The following is a 17,874-nucleotide window of genomic DNA, read 5'->3' as shown; positions in this document are numbered from 1 at the left end:
ATTCATGGCATTTCATGACTAACGGCAATCAAGACGGCATTCAGATTCGCGGCAGCATTCCCGCAATCATCACCCCGATGCTCGAAGACGGCAGCCTCGATCTGCCCGCGTTTCGCAAACTGATCGACTGGCATATCGAAGAGGGCACGAACGGTCTCGTCGTCGTCGGTACGAGCGGCGAGTCGGCCACGCTGTCGGTCGAAGAGCACGTGCTGATGGTCAAGACCGCGGTCGAGCACGTTGCCGGACGCATTCCCGTGATTGCAGGCTCGGGCGGCAATTCGACCACCGAAGCGATCGAACTGACCGAGCAGGCGAAGAAAGTCGGGGCCGATGCCACGCTGCAGGTCGTGCCGTATTACAACAAGCCGACGCAGGAAGGGATCTATCGCCACTTCTCGAAAATCGCGGAAACCGTCGATCTGCCGGTGATCCTGTACAACGTGCCGGGTCGCACGGTGGCGGACATGTCGAACGAGACGATCCTGCGCCTCGCCCAGGTGCCGGGCATCGTGGGCGTGAAGGAAGCGACCGGCAGCATCGATCGCGCGGCGCATCTGATCAAGGCAGCGCCGGCGCATTTCGGCATTTACAGCGGCGACGATCCGACTGCGATCGGATTGATGCTGCTTGGCGGCCACGGCAACATTTCCGTGACGGCCAACGTGGCACCGCGTCTGATGGCTGAACTCTGCCGCGCCGCGCTCGCCGCCGACGCGAAAACCGCGCGTGAAATCCATCTGAAACTGCTTTCGCTGCACAAGAACCTCTTCATCGAATCGAATCCGATTCCAGCGAAGTGGGCGCTGCAGCAACTCGGCCGCGTTCAGGGCGGCATCCGTTTGCCGTTGACGCCGCTCGACGCGCGCTACCACGATATCGTGCGTGCCGCGCTGCGCGAGTCAGGTCTGCTGGGCTGATACCCATCCAGCGTCACCGGCCATTCCATTAACCGACGTCGAAATCGCCCACGTTCCCGGCACTGAACCAGGCAACGCGTTCCAGCATCACGAAGGACTTCATGAAACGTTCCGCACTTTCCCTCCACGCAACCCGCATGGCGGCGCTGGCGCTTGCCCTTGTTACGCTCGCCGGCTGCGACACGCTGAACGACTGGTTTTCGTCCGACAAGGTGAACTACAAGGTCGCAGGCAGCGCGCCGCCGCTCGCCGTGCCGAGCGATCTGTCGACCGCCCAGGTCGACCAGCGCTACGTGGCGCCGCCGGTCGATGCTGCGCTGGGCGGCGCGCCGGAACGCGCGGTAACGCCAGCAGGCAACCGGACGGAAGGCGTACCGAATGCACAGGATCCGCTCGGCATGCACATCGAGCGCGATGGCGACCGCCGCTGGCTCGTGGTCGATGGCCGCTCGCCCGACCAGCTCTGGCCGCAACTGCAGGAGTTCTGGCAGGAAAACGGCTTCTCGCTGACCACCGACGCACCCGCCACCGGCATCATGTCGACCGACTGGGCTGAGAACCGCGCGAACATTCCGGACGACTGGTTCCGTCGCACGATCGGCAAGGTGGTCGATTTCGCGTACTCGTCGGGCACGCGCGACCGTTTCCGCACGCTGGTTTCTCGCGGCGGTGCCGACACGACGGACATCTCGATCACGCACAGCCAGATGGAAGAAATGCTGACGGGCCAGGACAAGACGTCGTCGCGCTGGGAAGAGCGTCCGCGTAACCCGGCGCTCGAAGCGCTGTTCCTCGCGAAGCTGATGGAGAAGTTCGGTCTGACCGATGCACAGGCGAAACAACTGCTGACGGACGCACGTTCGTCGACGGCGCCGGTGAAGGTCGACGAGATCGCTGGCAGCGTAACGCTCGATCTGCCGGAATCGTTCGATCGCGCATGGCTGCGGGTGGGTCTCGCGCTCGATCGCACGAATTTCACCGTCGACAACCGCGACCGCGAGAAGGGCATTTATTACGTCCGCTACGCCGATTCGATGCAGGAACTGAAGAAGGAAGGTCTCTTCGGCAAACTGTTCTATAGCGGCAGCAGCACGAAGAAGCCCGCTCAGGAATTCCTCGTGAACGTGCGCTCGAAGGGAGATGCGCTGACGCAGGTCGCAGTGCTCAACTCAAACGGCCAGGTGGATACGTCGTCGGACGCGCAGCACATCGTGTCGCTGCTGCATGCACAGCTGAACTAGGCGGAACCGTGCGGTTCGCCAGTCTGGGAAGCGGCAGCGAGGGTAACGCGCTGCTCGTCGAAGCCCAATGCGGAACGACGACCACGCGTGTGCTGCTCGACTGCGGCTTTTCAGCGAAAGAAGTCGAACGGCGCCTCGCATGCCGCGGCTTCGGCATCGACAGCCTCGATGCGATCCTGATCACACACGAACATGGCGATCACATTGGCAGTGCGCTGACGCTGGCCCGTAAGGGATCGATTCCGTTGTACATGAGCTGGGGCACGGCCCGCGCGGTCGGCGCCGACGAAGCCGACGTCGACCTGCACGTGTTGTGGGGCGACGAAGCCGTTGCAATCGGCGATCTCAGTGCGTTGCCGTATACGGTGCCCCACGACGCGCGCGAACCGTTGCAGTTCGTTTTCTCCGATGGCGCAAGCCGGCTTGGCGTGTTGACCGACGTCGGCACTTCGACGCCGCACATCAGCGCCGTGCTGAGCGGCTGCGACGCACTCGTGCTGGAATGCAATCATGATGCGCGGATGCTGGCGGCGAGCCGCTATCCGCAGTCGCTGAAAGCGCGCATCGGTGGCGATCATGGGCACCTGAACAACGATGCCGCGGCCGAAATCCTGGCTTCCCTCGACCGGACGAAGTTACGGCATCTTGTTGCCGCACATTTGAGCCAGCAGAACAATTCGCCGGAACTGGCCCGGGCCGCGATGGCTGCGGTGCTCGACACCGCGACGATGGACGTGATCGTCGCCTCGCAGGATGATGGTTTCGACTGGCTGAGCCTTTGAGCTTCGTGCGTGTCGCTGGAGGTTGGCAGGACGCGCAGAAACAAAAACGCCCATGACATCCGTCATGGGCGTTTTTGTTTTACGTCGGGCGGCCAGCTACGGCTTTACTGCAAAACGACGCTGGTTGCCGTGGCAGGGATGCGTAATCAACCTGCCACCGCCGGCCGGGCTTCCGGCCGGACCTAGTTCCGGTTGCCGCCGAAGATGCCAAGCAGCGCAAGCAGGTTGACGAAGACGTTGTAGAGGTCCAGATAGATCGCGAGCGTGGCCGAGATGTAGTTCGTCTCGCCGCCATTCACGACGCGCTGAACGTCAAACAGCATGTAAGCCGAGAAAATCGCGATCGCGAGCACGGAGACCGTGAGCATCAGCGCAGGCAGGTGCAGAAACATGTTCGCAACCATTGCGAGCAGCAGCACGATCACGCCCACGAAGAGCCATTTGCCGAGACCCGAAAAGTCGCGCTTGCTGACGGTAGCCACCGTCGCCATTGTGGCGAAGATCACACCGGTGCCACCAAACGCGAGCATGATCAGCGACGGACCGTTCGAGAACCCGAGGATGAAGCTCAGGAGCCGCGACAGCATCAGGCCCATGAAGAACGTGAAGCCAAGCAGAACAAAGACGCCGGCGCTGCTGTTCTTGGTCTTTTCGATCGCGAACATGAAGCCAAAGGCGATGGCGAAGAATGCCAGCAGGCTCATGGCCGGACTGGTGGCGGCAAACAGCGAAAAACCGGTCGCGACACCCACCCACGCGCCGAGGACCGTCGGAATCATCGACAGCGCGAGCAGCCAGTAGGTGTTCCGGAGTACGCGGTTGCGGGTTTCGACCGTGCTGATCGTACCGGTGCGGCCGAAATTGTAGGGCGAATTCATGGTTTCTCCTTGCGTCAGACGCAGTGTTGCGCAGTGGTTGTACAGCCCGGCTGGCCGTGACCGCGCCCGCCGCTGGCCCGTACAACCTCAAGATTACCCCGGGACCGGCAAGTTTCAATACCTGGCCGGACGGAAAATAGTGAGGTGCCGGACACATTATTAGAGCCTTACGGTGCTGTAAGGGTTCAATCGCAATCATATAACGGAACATGCTACAATAGCGGATTCATTTGAATCTGTAACCTCTTAATTTTCTGGAGTTTTTATGGCGCTCGAACGCACCCTGTCGATTATCAAGCCGGACGCAGTGGCAAAGAATGTGATCGGTCAGATCTACAGCCGTTTCGAAAACGCTGGCCTCAAGATCATCGCTTCGCGCATGGTTCATCTGTCGCGCGCTGACGCCGAGAAGTTCTACGCTGTGCATGCGGCACGTCCGTTCTTCAAGGACCTCGTCGACTTCATGATCTCGGGTCCGGTGGTTGTTCAGGTTCTGGAAGGCGAGAACGCCATTCTGAAGCATCGCGACCTGATGGGCGCGACGGACCCGAAGAAGGCCGAAAAGGGCACGATCCGCGCTGATTTCGCGGACAGCATCGACGCGAACGCAGTCCACGGTTCGGACGCAGCCGAAACAGCCGCCGTCGAAATCGCATTCTTCTTCCCGGCAGTCAACGTTTACTCGCGTTAATCCGCGTAAGCGGCTGTCCAGGTAGTAAGGTAGGAGCAGCAGGAGCGGGCGCGAACGGTACAGGCGTTCATGTGGCTTGTTGCATGAACGCAGGTTTGCACTGATATGGCAGGATTCGATATGGCGAGCAGTTCAACCGTCAACCTTCTCGATCTCGACGCACAGGGGCTCGTCGCATATTGCGACAGCCTCGGCGAAAAGCCGTTTCGCGCCAAACAGTTGCAGCGCTGGATTCACCAGTACAACGCCGCGGATTTCGATGGCATGACCGATCTCGCAAAGTCCCTCCGCGAAAAGCTGAAGGGGCGCGCCGCGATTTCGATGCCCGACATCACAAGCGATCATATTTCCACCGACGGCACGCGCAAGTGGCTGATCGATGTCGGTAACGGCAACGCAGTTGAAACGGTCTTCATCCCGGAAGAGACGCGCGGCACGCTCTGCGTATCGTCGCAGGCGGGATGTGCGGTCAACTGCCGTTTCTGTTCCACCGGCAAGCAGGGTTTTTCCCGCAATCTCACCACCGGCGAAATCATCGGCCAGCTGCGCATGGCTGAATTTGCGCTGCGTGCGTCGCTCGGCTCGGCCGGTGGACGGGCGGTGGGCGGTGAGGGCAAGGGCGAGCGTGTCGTCACGAATGTCGTGATGATGGGCATGGGCGAGCCGCTGCTCAATTACGATGCCGTCGTGCCGGCCATGCGCCTGATGCTCGACGACAACGCCTATGGCCTGTCGCGCCGCCGCGTCACATTGTCCACGTCGGGTGTGGTGCCTATGATGGACCGCCTCGGCGCGGATCTGCCCGTGGCACTCGCGGTTTCGCTGCACGCACCGAACGACGCGCTGCGCGACGAGCTGGTGCCGTTGAACAGAAAGTATCCGTTGCGTGAGTTGATGGCGGCCTGTCAGCGTTATCTGAAGGTTGCGCCGCGCGATTTCATTACATTTGAATACTGCATGCTCGATGGTGTGAACGACACCGAACAGCACGCACGCGAACTGCTGGCCGTCACGCGTGACGTGCCGTGCAAGTTCAACCTGATTCCGTTCAATCCGTTTCCGGAATCAGGGCTCCTGCGCTCGAAACAGGAGCAGATCAAGCGGTTTGCGCAGGTGCTGATGGATGCAGGTGTCGTCACTACAGTGCGCAAGACTCGTGGTGACGATATCGATGCTGCCTGCGGCCAGCTGGCAGGTGCGATCAAGGATCGCACCCGTCTTGCTGAACGCACCGGGAAGGCGGCGAAAATCATCGAAGTTCGAGCGATTTGAGCATGACAGGGTCCTTGTGACTTCGAGACGCCGGACGAACTGAAAAGAAAGTTTGCAAAATCGATCGGAAGCGGCGCAGAACGCCGCACATTTTGTTATAAACGGTCTGCGAATCTGAACCGATGCCTGAAAGATGGGGACGGATCGTAAGAGTGAAAAAGAATCGACGCGAAAGGATTTGGGATGAGTGAGCCGCAGCACCCGCAGCCGCATGACAATGAGACGAACGCAGGCCGTCCAGCACCGGCCGTCGCACCGGCGGTGGCGCAGCCCGCGCTGGAATCGCTTGCGGCAATCGGGGCGCGGCTGACCCAGCTGCGCGAGTCAAAAGGCTGGTCGATCGAGGACGTCTCCTCGCGCCTCAAGGTATCGCCGGCCAAGCTGCGCGCGCTCGAAAGCGGCGATGTCAGCCACCTGCCGGACACGACGTTCGCACTCGGCGTGGTGCGCAGCTACGCGAAAATGCTCGGCACCGATCCCGCGCCGTTCAGTCAGGCGTTGCGTCGCGTCAAGGGCGTGCCGGAACCGGATCTGTCGATGCCAGCTTCGTCGGGCCGCGATCTGCCGCGCGGCCGCGTATCGCTTTCGCTCGGCAACAACGCCCCGAAATCGCGCTCGTGGCTGTGGGGCGTGGCCGCGGTGATCGTTGCAGTCATTGCGCTCGCGATGTGGCACACGAATGGCGGCGACTCGTCGGCGTGGCTCGCGCGGCTGAAGGCTGGCGCGAATGATGCTGCGGGCAGTGCGACCGGCGCGTCTGGCGCCGTCGCGCAGGATCAGGCTGCTGCTTCGGCAACGATGGCGGATGAAGAAGCGGCGCCCGCATCCGGCGCCCAGGTTGCAACCGACGATAGCGCATCTCAGGCGACGCCGATGCCGGCGCCGCTTGCAACAGGTGTTTCGCCGGCGGCCCCGGGCGCTCCGGCGGTAGTAGCCCAGGCGCTGAAGCCGGCTGCGAGTGCGCCGCAGCAGGCGTCCGCGGCGGAAGCGGCAGTGCCAGCGGAAGGCCAGGCGACGGTCGGTATCAAGGTGACACAGGACAGCTGGTTCAGCGTGCGGCAGAAGGACGGCAAGGAAGTCTTCTCGGGCCTCGTCCGCGCCGGTGAGTCGAAGGAAATTGCGGGCGAGCCGCCGTTCAAGGTTACGGTCGGCAACAAGGCAGGGCTGGATTCGATGTCGCTCGATGGCCAGGCGGTCGATCCGGGCAAGTACGCGTCAGCAAAAGGCAACGTGGCTCGCTTCGCGTTGCCTTGAAACAGGGTACGCGTCGGGGCAGGTTCGTCGCGACGCTTTTTCAATTCTGGCGGCGCGTTTTGCGCGCGGCGCCTGCGGTGTAAATGGGTCTTTCGATGCACTCCGAAGCTCAATCCCCTTCCAGCAGCAAGATTGTTTCAACCGATCCGGTTTTTGGTGGTCACGCGCCGCGCCGTTCCTCGCATGCTGTAGACGTGCGCTGGGGCGGCCAGATCGTCACGATCGGCGGCGATTCGCCGGTGCGCGTGCAGTCGATGACCAACACCGACACCGCGGATGCGATCGGCACAGCCATCCAGATCAAGGAGCTCGCGCAGGCGGGTTCCGAACTCGTGCGTATCACGGTGAACACGCCGGAAGCGGCCGCAGCCGTCCCGGCAGTGCGTGAGCAGCTCGACCGGATGGGCGTGACAGTGCCGCTCATCGGCGATTTTCACTACAACGGCCACCTGCTGTTGCGTGACTATCCGGCATGCGCCGAGGCGCTGTCCAAGTACCGGATCAATCCGGGCAACGTCGGTCATGGCGCGAAGCGTGACACGCAGTTCGCGCAGATGATCGAAGCCGCGATCCAGTACGACAAGCCGGTGCGTATCGGCGTCAACTGGGGCAGCCTCGATCAGGACCTGCTCGCGAAGATGATGGACGAAAACGCGGCGCGTTCCACGCCGTGGGAAGCACAGAGCGTCATGTACGAAGCGCTGATCCAGTCCGCGATCGGCTCGGCGGAACGCGCGGTCGAGCTCGGTCTGAGCCGTAACAAGATCATTCTGTCGTGCAAGGTCAGCGGCGTGCAGGATCTGGTCGCCGTGTATCGCGAGCTCGCGCGACGTTGCGAATTCGCGCTGCACCTCGGTCTGACGGAAGCCGGCATGGGCTCGAAGGGCATCGTCGCTTCGACGGCCGCACTGTCCGTGCTGCTCCAGCAGGGCATCGGCGACACGATCCGCATTTCATTGACGCCGGAACCGGGTGCGTCGCGTACAGGTGAAGTGATCGTCGGCCAGGAAATCCTGCAGACGATGGGCTTGCGTTCGTTCACGCCGATGGTGATCGCGTGCCCGGGTTGCGGCCGTACCACCAGCACGCTGTTCCAGGAACTCGCATCGCAGATCCAGACATATTTGCGCACGCAGATGCCCGTGTGGCGCGATACGTATCCGGGTGTCGAGAAGATGCACGTTGCCGTGATGGGCTGCATCGTGAACGGTCCGGGCGAGTCAAAGCAGGCGAACATTGGCATCAGCCTGCCGGGTTCGGGCGAGAACCCCGCGGCACCGGTGTTCATCGACGGCGAAAAGGTCAAGACGCTGCGCGGCGAGCGCATCGCGGAAGAATTCCAGCAAATCGTGAGCGACTACGTCGAGCGTACTTACGGCCGTGCCGAAGTCGCCAACTAGACCGCTCAACCAGGATCGTCAGATAGAACACAGATGACTGAACAGAAGAAAAAGCTCGAGAAACTCGCAGGCGTGAAGGGCATGAACGACATCCTTCCGCAGGATGCCGGGCTGTGGGAATTTTTTGAATCGACCGTGAAGTCGATGTTGCGTTCGTACGGATACCAGAATATCCGTACGCCGATCATCGAGCACACGCAGCTGTTCACGCGCGGTATCGGTGAAGTCACCGACATCGTTGAAAAAGAGATGTACAGTTTCACCGACGCGTTGAACGGCGAAAACCTGACGATGCGTCCGGAAAACACGGCAGCAGTCGTGCGTGCGTCGATCGAGCACAACATGTTGTACGACGGCCCGAAGCGCCTGTGGTACATCGGCCCGATGTTCCGTCACGAGCGTCCCCAGCGCGGGCGTTATCGCCAGTTCCATCAGGTCGGCGTCGAGGCACTCGGTTTCGCCGGTCCGGATACGGACGCGGAAATCATCATGATGTGCCAGCGTCTCTGGGACGATCTCGGGTTGATAGGCATCAAGCTCGAAATCAACTCGCTGGGTCTCGCCGAAGAGCGTGCCGCACATCGCGTCGAACTCATCGCGTATCTCGAGAAGCACATGGACGTGCTCGACGAAGAGGCGAAGCGTCGTCTCTACACGAACCCGCTGCGTGTGCTCGACACGAAAAATCCGGCGCTGCAGGACATCGCGCAGAACGCGCCGAAGCTGATCGATTTTCTCGGCGATGAATCGCGTGCGCATTTCGAAGGGCTTCAGCGCATCCTGAAAGCGAACAACATCCCGTTCAAGATCAATCCGCGTCTTGTGCGCGGTCTCGATTACTACAATCTGACCGTGTTCGAGTGGGTGACCGACAAGCTTGGCGCACAGGGCACCGTGGCTGCCGGCGGTCGCTACGACCCGCTGATCGAGCAGCTGGGCGGCAAGCCGACGGCTGCGTGCGGCTGGGCAATGGGCATCGAGCGCATTCTCGAATTGCTGAAGGAAGAGAAGCTCGTACCCGAAGACGAAGGCTGCGACGTGTACCTCGTGCATCAGGGCGACGCGGCGCGCGAGCAGGCGTTTATCATCGGCGAGCGGTTGCGCGATACGGGTCTCGACGTGATCCTGCATTGCAGCCCGGATGGCCAGTCGGCCAGCTTCAAGTCGCAGATGAAACGTGCTGATGCAAGCGGCGCGGCCTTCGCGGTGATCCTGGGTGAAGACGAGATCGCGAACGGCACGGTCGGCGTGAAACCGCTGCGCAATACCGGCCCGGAAGGCGCAAAAAGCGAACAGCAGAACGTGCCGGCTGAAGACTTGACCGAATTTCTAATCAATGCGATGGTTGCATCCGCCGACGAAGGCGATGACGGCGACGACTGATCGCGCGGTGCGCTGAACACAGCGTGAAGTACGACAAAGACAAAGTATCAAGGAAGAAGGAATCGCCTCGCGATGAGTTACCACGACGAACAAGAATCGATTGAAAGCGTAAAGGCATGGTGGGCGCAGTGGGGTAATGCAACCACGTGGATCGTGCTGGTCGTACTCGTCGCCGCGGCGGCGTGGAACGGCTGGAATTTCTGGCAGCGTCGTCAGGCGGCTGAAGCGGCTGTACTGTACGACCAGGTCCAGCAGTCGCTCGCTTCGGGCGACAAGGCGAAGATCACCCGTGTCACGGCCGACATGGAAGACAAGTTCAGCGGCACCGCCTACGCGCAGATGACCGCACTCGGCGCGGCGAAGGCGTTCTATACCGCTGGCGACGAGCCGGCAGCGAAGGCCCAGTTGCAGTGGGCCGTCGATCACGCGAAGGACGACGAGTTCAAGCAGATCGCGAAATTGCGCCTCGCTTCGCTGCTGCTCGACGAGAAGGCCTATGATGCAGGGCTCGCGTTGCTGGCCGAGCCGCAGTCCGACGCATTCAAGGGCGTCGTGGCGGACGGTCGCGGCGATCTGCTCGCGGCCCAGGGCAAGCGCGACGATGCGCGCGCAGCCTACAAGCTCGCGCTCGACACGCTGTCGAAGAACGACACGTCGACGCGTCAGTTGATCCAGTTCAAGCTGGATGCACTCGGCGGCTGACCGGCGCGCCGCGTGATCAACTGGCTCCATTTGATAAATTCTCAATTAATGCTTCGTCCACCGATGAATCTGCTGAAACGTTACGCTGTGCCCGTTGCCTGTGCGATGACCGTTCTTACGATGGCGGCTTGCTCATCCACGAAAGACGAGCGCCGCGTGCCGACGCCGCTCACTGAGTTCAAACCCGTGCTCGACGTGCAGCAGACGTGGAAGTCGAGCGTCGGCAAGGCCGGTCGCTACCTGTTCGCGCCGGTTGCCGTCGGCAATGCGGTGTATGCGGCGGGTGAAAACGGCTCGGTCGCGAAGATCGACGCGCAAACCGGCAAGGACATCTGGCGTACGAAGGTCGACGACGATCTTTCCGCGGGTGTGGGCAGTGATGGCAACCTGACCGCCGTCGGTGCGCTGAAGGGCGGCGTCTTCGTGCTCGGCCCGGACGGCAAGCTGTTGTGGAAGGGCACGGCACCCGGCGAAATCATTTCGCCGCCGCTCGTTGGCAATGGTCTCGTTGTGGTTCGCACGGTAGATGGCCAGATCACGGCCTTCAACGCGCAGACAGGCGAGCAGAAATGGAATTACCGCAATCGCGCGGTGCCGCTCAACCTGCGTGTGTCGTCGGGTATGACGTTCGCGGGCGATCAGGCCGTGCTGGCCGGCTTCCCGGGTGGTGCGTTCGCTGCGATCAACCTGCACACGGGCGACGCGTTCTGGCAGACGCCGGTCTCGTATCCGAAGGGTGTGACGGAAGTCGAGCGTATTAACGACGTGACCGGTGCGCCGGCGCTCGTGGGCGCGCAAACCTGCGCGGTGACGTTCCAGGGGCAGATTGGCTGTTTCGATGCGAATTCGGGCCGCGCCGTGTGGGAGCGTAAATTCTCGAGCACGAGCGGTCTCGCGGAAGATGACACGGTTGTGGTCGCCGGTGACGACTGGGCGGTCATGCATGCATTCGACGCCGCGACGGGCCGTCCGCTGTGGACCAACGACAAGCTGAAGAGCCGCGACGTCGGCGTGCCGTTCCTGCTGGGGCACGCAGCCGTGGTGGGCGATTTCGAAGGCTACGTTCATTTCCTGTCGCGTGACGACGGTTCGTTCGTTGCCCGCATGAAGACCGATGGCAGCGCAATTACCGCTGCCCCGGTCCTCGCTGGCGACACGCTCGTCGTGCAGACGCATGACGGCGACCTGTACGGTTTCCGTCCGCGCTGATCGCGCGCACAGCTTCGTTCGATCCGATCGACGTGCTGGCCGGCTTTGCCGGCCGCACGTATTTCTGGCGTAGCATCAGCTGCGCCGCGCCCATGTGGGAAATGGAGATACAGGCTGCCAGCCCGGCTGGTCCGGCGGCCCGGTAAAAAGTGGTACCTGGGTGGCGTGGTGGGTGCGCGCCGGTCGCGAAATGCGACGCCCGGTTCAAGCGCCGTCCGCAACGCTGGATCTGCAGACGCTCAACGCCTCACGCATGTCGCACGCAGTTTCTGCGCATCGTATGAAGGTCGCGCCAGCCAGCCAGTTCCTCGTCGGCCGGGAGATGCAGCGATGGTTCGCATCCCGGGTGTGACCGATTTCGTGATAATTTTTGTCAAACGCAGCCAACAGGCAGTCATGTGGCATCGCCGCACGGCCCGTCGAGTCTCTCGACCTTGCGTTTCACTGTGAACAACATCTGATGAAACCCGTTATTGCCCTCGTTGGGCGCCCCAATGTGGGGAAATCCACGCTGTTCAACCGTCTCACGCGTTCGCGTGATGCGCTCGTCGCCGATTTGCCGGGGTTGACGCGTGACCGTCACTATGGCGAAGGACGGACGGGCGAACGGCCCTATCTGGTCGTCGATACGGGCGGTTTCGAGCCGGTCGCGAAAGACGGCATCCTGCACGAAATGGCGCGCCAGACGCGCCAGGCGGTGGAGGAGTCGGACGTCGTCGTGTTTATCGTCGACGGCCGCAATGGCCTCGCGCCGCAGGACAAATCGATCTCCGACTACCTGCGCAAGACCGGCCGGCCGGTTTTCCTCGTCGTCAACAAGGCTGAAGGCATGAAGTACAGCGCGGTGGCCGCCGACTTCTACGAACTCGGTCTCGGCGACCCGCGCGCGATTTCCGCGGCGCACGGCGACGGCGTGACGGAAATGATCAACGAGGCGCTCGGCGTCGCGTACGCGGGCCATCCGGAAGAGGAAGACGAAGACAAGGACGCGCGCGGCATCAAGATCGCGATCGTCGGACGCCCGAATGTGGGCAAGTCGACGCTCATCAATACGCTGGTCGGCGAAGATCGCGTGATCGCGTTCGACATGCCCGGCACCACACGCGATTCGATCTACGTCGACTTCGAGCGCCAGGGCAAAAACTACACGCTGATCGACACGGCAGGTCTGCGTCGGCGCGGCAAGGTGTTCGAGGCGATCGAGAAATTCTCGGTGGTGAAGACGTTGCAGTCGATCTCGGACGCGAACGTCGTGATCCTGCTGCTCGACGCGCGCCAGGATATTTCGGAGCAGGACGCGCACATCGCCGGTTTCGTCGTCGAGCAGGGGCGCGCGCTGGTGGTCGGCGTGAACAAATGGGATGGTCTCGATTCGCACGTGCGCGAGCGCACGAAAGCGGATCTGGAGCGCAAGCTAAAATTTCTCGACTTCGCCAAATTTCACTTTATTTCGGCGGCGGAAAAAACGGGTATCGGCCAGCTGATGCGATCGGTCGACGATGCGTACGCCGCCGCCATGGCAAAGCTGCCGACGCCGAAGCTGACCCGCGCGCTGATCGATGCGGTCGAGTTCCAGCAGCCGCGACGTCGTGGACCGGTGCGTCCGAAGTTGCGCTACGCGCACCAGGGTGGACAAAACCCGCCGATCATCGTGATTCATGGCAACGCGCTCGACGCGATTACCGAAACCTATAAGCGCTACCTCGAAAACCGCTTCCGGGAAACTTTTGGGCTGACCGGGACTCCATTGCGCATAGAGTTCCGTTCGTCGACGAACCCTTACGCGGACAAAGGCTGAAACGCTGAAACCCGCGTGTGTGCTGGGTTTGGCCGGATGGTCAGGCTACTCGCGCAAAAACAAAAATCGGCTATAGTGTAGCGGTTGACGGCGAATTTCTTTTTCTTCACCGTCAATTTAGTCAACCTGCAAAAAAATACGGAGTTTGCTATGAGCAACAAAGGGCAATTGTTACAAGACCCGTTTTTGAACGCACTGCGCAAAGAGCACGTGCCGGTCTCGATCTATCTGGTCAACGGCATCAAGCTTCAAGGGAACATCGAATCGTTCGACCAGTACGTCGTGTTGCTCCGAAATACGGTTACCCAGATGGTCTACAAGCACGCAATCTCGACAGTCGTGCCGGCCCGTCCGGTGAATTTCCACCCGGATTCTGAACAGTCCTAATCCCTCGTCGCGGCCGGCATGGCATCGCCTGTCGGCGATCTCTCCCGGCCGCTTCATTTTGATACCCTCCAATTTGACCAACGCAGCGCTTGTCGGTATCGACTTCGGAAAGATCGATTTCGAAGCCAGTCTCGAAGAACTCAGTCTGCTCGCGCAAAGCGCGGGTGCGAATCCTGTAGTCACCCTCACCGGACGCCGGTCCGCTCCTGACGCGAAGATGTTCGTCGGCAGCGGCAAGGCCGAGGAACTGCGTCTTGCGTGTGAGGCGAACGACATCGAAATCGTCATCTTCAATCACGCACTGGCCCCCGCGCAGCAGCGCAATCTGGAGCAGGCGCTTAACAGACGCGTGATCGACCGGACGAGCCTGATTCTCGACATCTTCGCGCAACGCGCCCGCAGCCACGAAGGCAAGCTGCAGGTCGAGCTCGCGCAGCTGCAGTATCTCGCCACGCGGCTGATCCGCGCATGGACCCATCTCGAACGCCAGAAGGGCGGTATCGGCCTGCGCGGTCCGGGTGAAACGCAGCTCGAAACCGACCGTCGCCTGATCGGCGAGCGCATCAAGGCGCTCAAGTCGCGGCTCGAGAAACTGCGCCGCCAGCATGGCACGCAGCGTCGGCAGCGCGAGCGCAATCGCACGATGTCGGTGTCGCTCGTGGGCTATACGAACGCGGGCAAGTCCACGCTCTTCAACGCACTGACCAAGGCGCAGGCCTACGCGGCCGACCAGCTGTTCGCCACACTCGATACCACGTCGCGCCGGGTGTATCTCGGTGACGAAGTCGGCCAGGTGGTGGTGTCCGATACGGTGGGTTTTATCCGCGAGCTGCCTCACCAGCTGGTGGCCGCTTTCCGCGCAACGCTCGAGGAAACCGTTCACGCCGATCTGCTGCTGCATGTCGTCGATGCATCGAGCGCCGTGCGGCTCGACCAGATCGACCAGGTGAACATCGTGCTGCACGAAATCGGCGCGGACGCGATCCGGCAGGTGCTGGTCTTCAACAAGATCGACGCCGTGCCTGAGCTGGCGGCCCGCGGCGACACGGTTGAGCGGGATGAGTATGGTAATATTTCGCGCGTCTTTTTGAGCGCGCGCACGGGGCAGGGGCTGGACACACTGCGCGCCGCTATCGCCGAAATCGCGACCGCCGAGTATCTTTCCGACCGAGTGCCTCCATTGCCGGAAGAAGACCGGCCGGCGGCACCAACCGACGACCGCAAGGTCCCAGAACTCGGGCACTGACCCGTTCCAATTGCATTGACCGGCTGTCTACTCTGGTGAACGAACACAGGTGAACGATTACAACGAGCGGAGTACATGGTTGCGCGTGCGCGCCATTTTCTCGATGAACGATCCGCGCTGGGGCCGGGGCGAAGGCAATGGCGACAAGCAGCGTCCGAACGATCCCAAGCGTCCGCAAAACGGCAAGAATGGCGAAAGCCCGCCTGATCTCGACGAGATGTGGCGTGATTTCAACCGGCGCCTGTCGCGCGTGTTCGGCCGCAAGGGCAACGGCTCAGGCAATGGCGAGCGCCGGCCCGACAATGGCCGCGGCACGCGCATTGGCGTGGGCATTGTCATCGGCGTGTTCATCGCGATCTGGCTGGGTAGCGGCGTGTTCGTCGTGCAGGATGGCCAGGTCGCCGTTGTGTCGCAGTTCGGTCAATACCGTTTGACGGCAGGTCAGGGCATCCACTGGCGTCTGCCGTATCCGTTCGAATCGCACCAGATGGTCAATGTCGGGCAGGTGCGCTCGGTCGAAATCGGCCGTAATAACGTCGTGCGCACGCCCAATGTGAAAGACGCATCGATGCTGACGCACGACGGCGATATCGTCGACGTGCATTTCTCGGTGCAATACCAGATCCGCAAACCGACCGATTACCTGTTCCGCAGCGTGGATCCCGATCAGACCGTGACGCAGACCGCGCAGGCCGCGATACGTGAAATCGTGGGTGCCCGCGGTACGGACAGCGTCCTCGATCAGGACCGCGAAGCAATCCGTCTGCAACTCGTCGATTCGATCCAGCGTTCGCTCGACGAATTCCACACGGGTCTTGCCGTCACCGGTGTGACGATTCAGGGTGTGACGCCGCCCGAGCAGGTCCAGTCCGCCTTCGACGATGCCGCGAAGGCACGGCAGGATAGCGAGCGTGCGAGGGCCGACGCACAGGCTTATGCGAACGGACTGTTGCCGCGTGCGCAGGCCGATGCCGCCCGCATGATCGACGATGCACATGCGTACAGCGACCGCGTCGTGGCTCAGGCGCAAGGCGATGCCGAACGCTTCAGCCAGGTCTATGCCCAATACTCGAAGGCGCCCGCCGTGATCCGCGAGCGCATGTACCTGGAAACCATGCAGCACATCTATTCGAATACGACGAAGGTGTTTGTCGACAGCAAGTCTTCGAACAACGTGCTGTACCTGCCGCTCGACAAGCTCGTCGAACAGACCCGTCAACGGGCTGTCGACACCGCGAGCGGCGCGCAGGCGGGTTCGGGTGTGCCCGCGGCAACGCCGCAGGGTGCGAGCACCGCCGCGGCTACAACCGCGTCGCAGCCTGCCTCGGGCGCGGCGGCTGTACCGGCCAGTGGCGCAAGCCAGGCGGCCGCTGCCAGCGACGCATTCCGTTCGCGCGATTCGTTCCGTAGTCGCGGTCGCGACGAAGAACTGCAATAAGGAGCGCGAACATGAACCGAATCATTGCGCTCGTCATTGCTGTTGTGATCGTGCTGTTTGCCGCGTCGTCGATGGTCTATGTGGTCGACCAGCGTCATATGGCTGTCGTGTCGGGCCGAGGCGACACGACGCCCACGCTCGTCGGCCCGGGCCTGCATGTGAAATTGCCGCCGCCGCTGCAGACCGCGACGCTCGTCGATACGCGCATCCAGTCCGTCGATGCGCCGGACGCTGATCGCTACGTCACGTCCGACAGGATCGATATCCTCGTGAACCCCGTGATCCACTATCGCGTGACCGATCCGCTGAAGCTCTTCGCGGATACGAAGGGTGATGCGCAGGCGTTGCCTGAACGTCTCGCGACGATGTCGCGCGACGCGCTCGGCGACGTCTTCGCAAAGATTACGCTCGCCGATGCGCTGGCAAAACAGCAGGACATCGCAAGCGAGGCGCGTGTGGCGATGCAGAAGGCCACGGCGCCGCTTGGCATCGAGGTGATCGACGTGCAACTGACGCGTATCGATTTCCCGGCAGCCATGACCGACTCCGTCTACAAGCGCATGGCTGCGGCGCGCGAGCAGGCCGCGAGCGATGTGCGCGCGCAGGGTGCGACCGAAGCCGACAAGATCCGGGCGGATGCGGGCTTGCAGCAACAGAGCATCGTCGCGGACGCTTACCGGGATGCGCAGAAGATCAAGGGCGAGGGTGATGGCAACGCGGCGTCGATCGCTGCTGAAGCCTTTGGCCGCGACCCGCAGTTCTATGAGTTTTACCAGAGCATGCAGGCGTACCGGAACAGCTTCAAGCCGAACGACGTGATCGTGGTCGATTCAGGCAGCGAGTTCTTCCGCTTCATGCGCAGCCCGACAGGCGGCACGTCGCCGGACGCCGCCGCTGCTGCGCCCGCCCGCAAACATTGATTATCGGAGCGTTGCGCGCCTTGTGCAGCGCGGCGCCGTCATTCGAATGGATATAGCCGGCTCGTTATTGCTCGCGATCGCCCTGATGCTGATCATCGAGGGGATGTTCCCCTTTGTGTTCCCGAGCGCCTGGCGTGACACGTTTCGTAGAATTGCGGAGCGGCCCGTGCATCAGGTGCGCATCGGTGGCCTGATCGTGATGGTGCTCGGGCTGGTTTTGCTGCTGATCGCGACATGAGCGCATCGTGAGCGAAGCCGGTTCGCCTGCCGGGCGCGGCGCGAACGCGAGCAGGGAACGAAACCCCGCGCCATGACCCGCCCGCCGCGGCGCTCACGCCGGACCGGACGTATTT

17 protein-coding genes are annotated in these 17,874 nt (G+C 62.0%); 16 read left to right on the top strand and 1 reads right to left on the bottom strand.

Going from position 1 to position 17,874, the window contains the following annotated elements:
* Positions 1–14: 14 nt before the first annotated feature.
* The 3 genes from dapA to LPA34_RS10620 all read left to right on the top strand — a co-directional run bounded on the left by dapA (position 15) and on the right by LPA34_RS10620 (position 2,943).
* Positions 15–920 (top strand): 4-hydroxy-tetrahydrodipicolinate synthase, encoded by a 906-nt coding sequence (gene dapA, locus LPA34_RS10630; RefSeq protein ID WP_228977749.1) that lies wholly within the window; start codon positions 15–17, stop codon positions 918–920.
* A gap of 101 nt (positions 921–1,021) precedes the next feature.
* Positions 1,022–2,161, top strand: a complete 1,140-nt coding sequence (gene bamC / locus LPA34_RS10625) for an outer membrane protein assembly factor BamC (protein WP_228977746.1) — start codon at positions 1,022–1,024, stop codon at positions 2,159–2,161.
* Between the two features lie 8 nt (positions 2,162–2,169).
* Positions 2,170–2,943, top strand: coding sequence for an MBL fold metallo-hydrolase (locus LPA34_RS10620; RefSeq protein WP_228977744.1), 774 nt, complete (start codon positions 2,170–2,172; stop codon positions 2,941–2,943).
* 182 nt (positions 2,944–3,125) lie between these two features.
* Here LPA34_RS10620 and LPA34_RS10615 read toward each other — a convergent pair whose 3' ends face one another.
* On the bottom strand, positions 3,126–3,821 hold the full coding sequence (locus LPA34_RS10615; protein WP_228977742.1) for a Bax inhibitor-1/YccA family protein: 696 nt from the start codon (positions 3,819–3,821) through the stop codon (positions 3,126–3,128).
* A 265-nt stretch (positions 3,822–4,086) separates the two neighbouring features.
* Between LPA34_RS10615 and ndk the strand changes: the two genes are divergently transcribed.
* The 13 genes from ndk to LPA34_RS10550 all read left to right on the top strand — a co-directional run bounded on the left by ndk (position 4,087) and on the right by LPA34_RS10550 (position 17,759).
* Complete coding sequence (ndk, locus tag LPA34_RS10610) at positions 4,087–4,512, top strand: nucleoside-diphosphate kinase (protein ID WP_228877242.1); 426 nt, start codon at positions 4,087–4,089, stop codon at positions 4,510–4,512.
* A gap of 120 nt (positions 4,513–4,632) precedes the next feature.
* On the top strand, positions 4,633–5,784 hold the full coding sequence (gene rlmN, locus LPA34_RS10605; RefSeq protein WP_228977740.1) for a 23S rRNA (adenine(2503)-C(2))-methyltransferase RlmN: 1,152 nt from the start codon (positions 4,633–4,635) through the stop codon (positions 5,782–5,784).
* 183 nt (positions 5,785–5,967) lie between these two features.
* The gene (locus LPA34_RS10600) at positions 5,968–7,038 is read left to right on the top strand and encodes a helix-turn-helix domain-containing protein (RefSeq protein WP_228977738.1); all 1,071 of its coding nucleotides are present in this window, start codon (positions 5,968–5,970) and stop codon (positions 7,036–7,038) included.
* An 83-nt stretch (positions 7,039–7,121) separates the two neighbouring features.
* Positions 7,122–8,438: a flavodoxin-dependent (E)-4-hydroxy-3-methylbut-2-enyl-diphosphate synthase gene (gene ispG, locus LPA34_RS10595; protein ID WP_228977735.1), complete on the top strand. Its 1,317-nt coding sequence runs from the start codon at positions 7,122–7,124 to the stop codon at positions 8,436–8,438.
* 33 nt (positions 8,439–8,471) lie between these two features.
* Positions 8,472–9,821: a histidine--tRNA ligase gene (hisS, locus tag LPA34_RS10590; protein ID WP_228977734.1), complete on the top strand. Its 1,350-nt coding sequence runs from the start codon at positions 8,472–8,474 to the stop codon at positions 9,819–9,821.
* Between the two features lie 72 nt (positions 9,822–9,893).
* Positions 9,894–10,523 carry a tetratricopeptide repeat protein gene (locus LPA34_RS10585; RefSeq protein WP_228977732.1) on the top strand — a complete coding sequence of 210 codons (630 nt, stop codon included), beginning with the start codon at positions 9,894–9,896 and terminating at the stop codon, positions 10,521–10,523.
* A 63-nt stretch (positions 10,524–10,586) separates the two neighbouring features.
* A complete protein-coding gene (bamB, locus tag LPA34_RS10580) occupies positions 10,587–11,732 on the top strand; it encodes an outer membrane protein assembly factor BamB (RefSeq protein WP_228977730.1) in 1,146 nt (381 codons plus the stop codon).
* A 460-nt stretch (positions 11,733–12,192) separates the two neighbouring features.
* A complete protein-coding gene (der, locus tag LPA34_RS10575) occupies positions 12,193–13,530 on the top strand; it encodes a ribosome biogenesis GTPase Der (protein WP_090530456.1) in 1,338 nt (445 codons plus the stop codon).
* A 150-nt stretch (positions 13,531–13,680) separates the two neighbouring features.
* Positions 13,681–13,917 carry an RNA chaperone Hfq gene (hfq, locus tag LPA34_RS10570; RefSeq protein WP_006051315.1) on the top strand — a complete coding sequence of 79 codons (237 nt, stop codon included), beginning with the start codon at positions 13,681–13,683 and terminating at the stop codon, positions 13,915–13,917.
* 58 nt (positions 13,918–13,975) lie between these two features.
* On the top strand, positions 13,976–15,163 hold the full coding sequence (gene hflX, locus LPA34_RS10565; RefSeq protein ID WP_228977728.1) for a GTPase HflX: 1,188 nt from the start codon (positions 13,976–13,978) through the stop codon (positions 15,161–15,163).
* 49 nt (positions 15,164–15,212) lie between these two features.
* A complete protein-coding gene (gene hflK, locus LPA34_RS10560; RefSeq protein WP_228977727.1) occupies positions 15,213–16,601 on the top strand; it encodes an FtsH protease activity modulator HflK in 1,389 nt (462 codons plus the stop codon).
* Between the two features lie 11 nt (positions 16,602–16,612).
* Positions 16,613–17,521: a protease modulator HflC gene (gene hflC, locus LPA34_RS10555; RefSeq protein ID WP_228977724.1), complete on the top strand. Its 909-nt coding sequence runs from the start codon at positions 16,613–16,615 to the stop codon at positions 17,519–17,521.
* A gap of 46 nt (positions 17,522–17,567) precedes the next feature.
* Positions 17,568–17,759 carry a DUF2065 domain-containing protein gene (locus LPA34_RS10550; RefSeq protein WP_228977878.1) on the top strand — a complete coding sequence of 64 codons (192 nt, stop codon included), beginning with the start codon at positions 17,568–17,570 and terminating at the stop codon, positions 17,757–17,759.
* The last annotated feature ends 115 nt before the right edge of the window (positions 17,760–17,874 follow it).

Origin of the sequence: Paraburkholderia gardini, from assembly GCF_907164575.1 — a bacterium.
Taxonomy (GTDB): Bacteria; Pseudomonadota; Gammaproteobacteria; order Burkholderiales; family Burkholderiaceae; genus Paraburkholderia; species Paraburkholderia gardini.
Note: the sequence above shows the minus strand (reverse complement) of the source record. Positions and strands in the feature narration are given on the sequence as shown.

What these genes read in the sequence shown, in the direction of transcription:
- dapA (WP_228977749.1), top strand. Translation starts at nt 15, where the DNA reads ATGACTAACGGCAATCAAGACGGCATTCAGATTCGCGGCAGCATTCCC.
- bamC (WP_228977746.1), top strand. Translation starts at nt 1,022, where the DNA reads ATGAAACGTTCCGCACTTTCCCTCCACGCAACCCGCATGGCGGCGCTG.
- LPA34_RS10615 (WP_228977742.1), bottom strand. Translation starts at nt 3,821, where the DNA reads ATGAATTCGCCCTACAATTTCGGCCGCACCGGTACGATCAGCACGGTC.
- ndk (WP_228877242.1), top strand. Translation starts at nt 4,087, where the DNA reads ATGGCGCTCGAACGCACCCTGTCGATTATCAAGCCGGACGCAGTGGCA.
- rlmN (WP_228977740.1), top strand. Translation starts at nt 4,633, where the DNA reads ATGGCGAGCAGTTCAACCGTCAACCTTCTCGATCTCGACGCACAGGGG.
- LPA34_RS10600 (WP_228977738.1), top strand. Translation starts at nt 5,968, where the DNA reads ATGAGTGAGCCGCAGCACCCGCAGCCGCATGACAATGAGACGAACGCA.
- ispG (WP_228977735.1), top strand. Translation starts at nt 7,122, where the DNA reads ATGGGTCTTTCGATGCACTCCGAAGCTCAATCCCCTTCCAGCAGCAAG.
- hisS (WP_228977734.1), top strand. Translation starts at nt 8,472, where the DNA reads ATGACTGAACAGAAGAAAAAGCTCGAGAAACTCGCAGGCGTGAAGGGC.
- LPA34_RS10585 (WP_228977732.1), top strand. Translation starts at nt 9,894, where the DNA reads ATGAGTTACCACGACGAACAAGAATCGATTGAAAGCGTAAAGGCATGG.
- bamB (WP_228977730.1), top strand. Translation starts at nt 10,587, where the DNA reads ATGAATCTGCTGAAACGTTACGCTGTGCCCGTTGCCTGTGCGATGACC.
- der (WP_090530456.1), top strand. Translation starts at nt 12,193, where the DNA reads ATGAAACCCGTTATTGCCCTCGTTGGGCGCCCCAATGTGGGGAAATCC.
- hfq (WP_006051315.1), top strand. Translation starts at nt 13,681, where the DNA reads ATGAGCAACAAAGGGCAATTGTTACAAGACCCGTTTTTGAACGCACTG.
- hflC (WP_228977724.1), top strand. Translation starts at nt 16,613, where the DNA reads ATGAACCGAATCATTGCGCTCGTCATTGCTGTTGTGATCGTGCTGTTT.
- LPA34_RS10550 (WP_228977878.1), top strand. Translation starts at nt 17,568, where the DNA reads ATGGATATAGCCGGCTCGTTATTGCTCGCGATCGCCCTGATGCTGATC.